Origin of the sequence: Hydrocoleum sp. CS-953, assembly GCF_002260545.1 — a bacterium.
Lineage (GTDB): Bacteria > Cyanobacteriota > Cyanobacteriia > Cyanobacteriales > Microcoleaceae > Trichodesmium.
This window is the reverse complement of the sequence record NZ_LGSU01000855.1, coordinates 1-5,062: the sequence shown is the minus strand read 5'-3', so window position 1 is coordinate 5,062 and position 5,062 is coordinate 1. Positions and strand designations below refer to the sequence as shown.

The window sequence follows — 5,062 nt, the reverse complement described above, 5'->3', positions numbered from 1 at the left end:
ATTCAAGAGCCATCTTGATAGGAAGTAGCAAATGCGATGACTCTATAACTGGATTTCGGTTCAAACCTATTACCTAAAACTTGCTTCAATATTCAGTTTAATATTTTGCTAGGATTTTAATTATGTCTATAGTTGCTCTTTTTAAAAGCACATTTTTACTCAGCAGTCTAATAGTATTTGGGAATTATTCACAACCAATGCTTAAAGCATTTAATCATCCAATTAATCCCCAAAATAATAATGTATTACTCGCTGAAAAATCTACACCAGTCGCAGCAGAACTACAAGAAATTTTGCCGAAAATAAAAGAACAAACTCAAGTGCCAATTTTGCTGCCTAGTAAATTATTAATTACAGGTACAGATAAAAAGATTTATATTGAGGGTAAAGGTACAACTAATGGTTATAAAATTACTTTAGCTTTTGAACCTAATTGTACTGGTAATGCTTGTTCAATTGGTTATTTTAGTGCTGAAAAGGGAGGTAAATCTTTAGAAGATGAATTTAGTAGAGAATTGAGTTTAGTACAAAATATTAAAGGATATTTTAGACCCTTAACTTGTGCTGCATCTTGTGCGCCTCCAATTATTGGCTGGGAGTATAAAGGAGTCTTTTATCGCATTTCTTTAAAAGGTGTTGGTCAAAGTCCTGAAATTGAAGGGGAAACTTTAGCAAAAATGGCTAATTCTGCAATTGAAGCGGGGGGAAGATAAGAGGTGTGGGAACTGTGGGAAGTGTGGGGAGAGCGAATATTGTATTCTCAAAATACCAACTTTTTGCAGCTCTAGTGACTGAAAAACTTACACTGTAATCTTTCCATTACTCAGACAAATAAGTAAAAAAAATTACTAATGAAACAACTTAGTCTATTTCCAGAATGGGAAGATGAAACTGCTAAAAGCTCTATCAATAACTACAATGAAAGAAAGCGCATAGAAACTAAATTTTCACATCTCATTCAAGAGGAACTAAAGTTAGGTAAACTGGTATCTTATATTGGCAATAAATCTCTACCAATTCTAGGTTTATATAGATACAAAGAAGCCTTTGCATTTTCATTTGTTGCGGAATTTATAAAGATGAAAAAATTATAGCTGCTGTTGAAATAAAAGGAGGTATTGACCAAGCTGGTATTTTAGAGAGAATACGTGCTGCAATTAAAAGTTTAAGTCGAGCGAAAACAATTAATGCTAAATCAAGAACACTTTTGATTTTACAAAGTTTTTCTATTATTCAAAAAGCAATAGATGACCTGAATAACCATCAACTTATTGTCAATCATTGGTTCACTGTTGAAGAAGTATTGGAAAATAACCAAAAGCAAAAAGAATTATTTGCAATACTAGATATTTAATCTTAAAAAAGCAAAACGCTACAATTTTTCTCAACTAAATTTTACCCATTAACTGCCGATGGTTGTTCATCAATAGGAATTCTAGGAAAGTTAGGTAAATCTATTGCTCCTAGTGAAAAGCCCTGTTTTTGTGGCACTTCTGATACTACATCTTCTTCTTCAAAAGGTTCAGACTCAAATACAGGTGGGTTCCAAGTTGGTAAATCTAGCTTACTACTGAATGGTTTTGTTTCTTCAACACTTTGCTCCACTTCCTCTCCAACTTCAGAAAACTCTTCTGCATTTATTTCGGGATCTATTTCTATTTCTGGTTCAGGTTGATACTCGCAAACATTCCACTTTCCTGTAGATATATTCCATGATATCCGTTCATGTTTAATTTCTGTGTTTGCTTCCTCTGCAAAAGTATCTACTTTTTTAGTTTCTGCTATGACCTTATTTTCTTCGAATCTTTCTACTTCCTGATATTGACTTTGTGCTTCAGCTAAATCATTTTCTATAACTACATACTCTCCTACTTCTGTATTTTCTAAAATATCTTTTTGGGATGCTTCGTCTACTAATTCATAATTAGGAACTTCACCTATTCTACTAAATGAGGGTAGAGTAGGATTTAATGTACTTTCGCTGACCTCAGCAAAAAAGTGATTCTCAGAAGTATTTTCTTCTGATGATGATACTTGTTGTGGTCTTGTCAAACCTTCAGGTAAATCTACTTTTTTGCCTAAATTAATCTTAGCAATAGTTGTTTCTTTCTTGTCAAGAATATATTCTTCTTCTTGTTGATTTTGTATCTGTGGAGACCAAGGTTGAACTGGTTCCGAATTTGTCAGAGGTAATATTTTCGTGTTAGTTTTAATAAAAGGATTCTCTTGTTTAGAAGGTTCTGATTGAGAACTTACCTCAGATGTTGTAACTGGAGATGTTTCTCCCTTTAAAGTTTCAGATTCAGAACTTACTTGAGATGCTACAATTGGAGATAGTTCTGTAGGTTTTTCTGTTGGTTGATTTGTGGTATCCATTCTCCCCGGCATTTCCAAGCATCTTTCTAAAGCTGCTTTAAACTGTAGAGTTTGCTGTTGCTGTCGGTATAATCTTGAGCGCAACTCTCGGCAACTATTTTCTAATTCCTTAAGATGATAACTTTGTTGGTTATAAGATTGTTTAGTTAAAGCACATTCTCTTTCCATTTGTGCCTGTTGTTGCTGACTATTTTCCCACCTATCTGTTAGAGACTCTACTAAAACTTCCTGGCGCTGAATAATTTGATTACACAATTCTAGTTTGTAGAATAGACGAGTTACCTGCTGTTGAGTTGCTGCTAATTCTCTAGTTCTTTCTTCTAGTAACTTTTCTTGATTTTCTAGAGTTTGCTGACATTCTTCTAAGGATGTTTCTAGTTCTGTAACTCGATTTACCAGTTCACGGTTACATTCATGCAAAGCTTCCATAAGATTTGCAGACTCTAGTTCTTCGGTAGAATCTTTTGTCAAAACTACTTCAACTCCTGGAACTTCCTGGGACTTTATTTCGGTTCTGTGTTGAGCAGCTAATATTAAATCTTGTTGTTCTTCTGAAGTTGTTTCTAATACTGGAATTGAATCTACACCAATAGCACCAGGGAAATTAACAGTCTCCCACTCATCATTCTCTGAAGATGTTTGTTTTTCTGGTGCTAGATGTTGTTCAATTTTGTCCGCTTCAGAATTTTGGTCCAGATTTTTGTAATTTACTGGATCGTTTGTTTCTGATAAGTGCTGGTTTCCAGGAAGTTCAGCTTCTGGCATTGCTTTCACCTAGAGTTTACAGATTGCCTTTTTGTTTCTATATTATAGTATATAATAATGTTATTATATCTAACCGTCAACTTATAGCAGAAGTCACAAGTAGGGGCAAATGGCTAGTACCGCTACGCGGAAGTCAGAAGTCGTACGGGCGAATGGCCATTAGCTACGCACAACTTTCCTATCGGAATGCTCCGCAAACGTTAACGCCCGTACAGAAGTCATAAGTTTTGATTGGTAAGGCTTTGAGTATTTTGTCACTGGTAACATATTTCCGCCATCCTGCACTAGGAGCCTAGCAACAGCTATACCGCGAATGTTGTAGAAAAGAAAATTAGGATATCTAAAGATAGAAAATGAGTTCTATAGAATTGAGCATTTCCGTGCTAGGATTTTGCACAAACAGCACTCAGCACTCAGCCTCGATCAAAGTTTACAGGTAATAGCTTTGAATTTTTCTAGTTGTCCACATCCTATTTATTTCTCACTAATTGTGAAATACAATAGAAATCTAGAGAAATAATTAAAATATTAATTTAGCCTAACTTCCAGAGGACTTTTTCCATGGCTTTAAATTTTAGATTTGCTGTTGCTAGTGACTTACATATTGCAGTTCCTCATACTATTGCTGAACAAGCACATCGTTTTCATTTAGTAGAAGTTAGTATTCCTGCTTTGGAACTGGTACTAGAACATTTAAGTAAATTAGATATTGATTTTTTACTACTACCTGGAGACTTAACTCAAGATGGTGAACCAGAAAATCATACCTGGTTAAGCAAAAGATTAGCTGCACTTCCTTACCCTGTTTATGTAGTTCCTGGTAATCACGATGTACCTATCAAATTTGCCAATGATTATTCTATTGGTTTAGCAGATTTTCCTAGTTATTATCATCATTGCGGATATGATTATCAACAACAATTATATTATACCCAACAAGTATTGCCTGGAGTGCGGATAATTGGGTTAAATTCTAATCAATTTAATAATTCAGGAAAACAAGAATATATTGGTGGTTTAGACACAGAACAATTAGATTGGTTACAACAAGTTTTAACCACTGCTGAAGAGGAATTAGTATTGGTAATGATACATCACAATGTGATTGAACATTTGCCAGACCAATATAATAATCCTCTTGGTCGTCGTTATATGTTAGAAAATAGGTCTGTCTTGTTAGATATTCTCCAATCTTATGGTGTAAAACTTATATTTACTGGTCATCTTCATGTTCAGGATATTGCTGAATATGAAGGAATTTATGAAATTACAACTGGTTCTTTAGTTAGTTATCCTCATCCTTATCGGATAATTGATTTTACTACTAATGCCGATGGTAAACAGTCTTTAAAAATTGAGAGTCATCGCGTTAATTCTTTGCCTAACTTACCTAATCTAAGTGATATTTCTAGGGACTGGATCGGCGATCGCTCTTTTCATTTTATGTCTAAACTTCTGACTAACCATCCTTTAAATTTATCCCCAGAAGTTGCCAAAAAACTTGCTCCTAGTCTGCGTTATTTTTGGGCTGATATTGCTGCTGGAGATGCTGTGTTAGACTTTCCTAATTTTCCACCTGATGTCCGGCAATATTTTCAAGGTTTTAGTGCTACTAATAATATTGATAATAATGCCATATTAATGTTGCAATAAAATTCGTCTATTTGCCTAAGTCAGTTATTCAACCTATGACAAAAATAAACTTTTTCTGACTTTTTTATAATGTCGATCTTTCTTATTTTCTATTTCTAACGTTTGCAAGAAGTGTTTTGATTTTAGACTTTATTTGATTTTCAATAGGTAATAATTTTTACTTGTCAAAAGTAGTTAAGTCAAAAGTTCATATTTAATCGCTTTTGACTTTTAAATTATTATTCAGTTATATCATGTCCACTGGTATTGTTTGTGTAAACCTAACTGT

Annotated in this window: 5 protein-coding genes; 4 read left to right on the top strand and 1 reads right to left on the bottom strand. The window is 33.9% G+C overall.

Translation table 11 applies throughout. The features are described from left to right. The first annotated feature begins 122 nt into the window (after positions 1-122). The 3 genes from AFK68_RS11115 (at position 123) to AFK68_RS36595 (ending at position 1,354) form a co-directional block, all read left to right on the top strand. On the top strand, positions 123-713 hold the full coding sequence (locus AFK68_RS11115) for a hypothetical protein (RefSeq protein WP_094672781.1): 591 nt from the start codon (positions 123-125) through the stop codon (positions 711-713). A 138-nt stretch (positions 714-851) separates the two neighbouring features. Further along, complete coding sequence (locus AFK68_RS11110) at positions 852-1,094, top strand: hypothetical protein (protein WP_094672780.1); 243 nt, start codon at positions 852-854, stop codon at positions 1,092-1,094. Between the two features lie 113 nt (positions 1,095-1,207). Beyond that, positions 1,208-1,354 carry a hypothetical protein gene (locus AFK68_RS36595; RefSeq protein WP_168186409.1) on the top strand — a complete coding sequence of 49 codons (147 nt, stop codon included), beginning with the start codon at positions 1,208-1,210 and terminating at the stop codon, positions 1,352-1,354. Positions 1,355-1,395: 41 nt separating this feature from the next. Here AFK68_RS36595 and AFK68_RS11105 read toward each other — a convergent pair whose 3' ends face one another. Continuing rightward, positions 1,396-3,141 (bottom strand): hypothetical protein, encoded by a 1,746-nt coding sequence (locus AFK68_RS11105; protein ID WP_094672778.1) that lies wholly within the window; start codon positions 3,139-3,141, stop codon positions 1,396-1,398. A 561-nt stretch (positions 3,142-3,702) separates the two neighbouring features. On the opposite strand from AFK68_RS11105, the gene AFK68_RS11100 reads away from it, so the two are divergent. Then, positions 3,703-4,794, top strand: a complete 1,092-nt coding sequence (locus AFK68_RS11100; RefSeq protein WP_094672776.1) for a metallophosphoesterase — start codon at positions 3,703-3,705, stop codon at positions 4,792-4,794. Positions 4,795-5,062 lie beyond the last annotated feature (268 nt).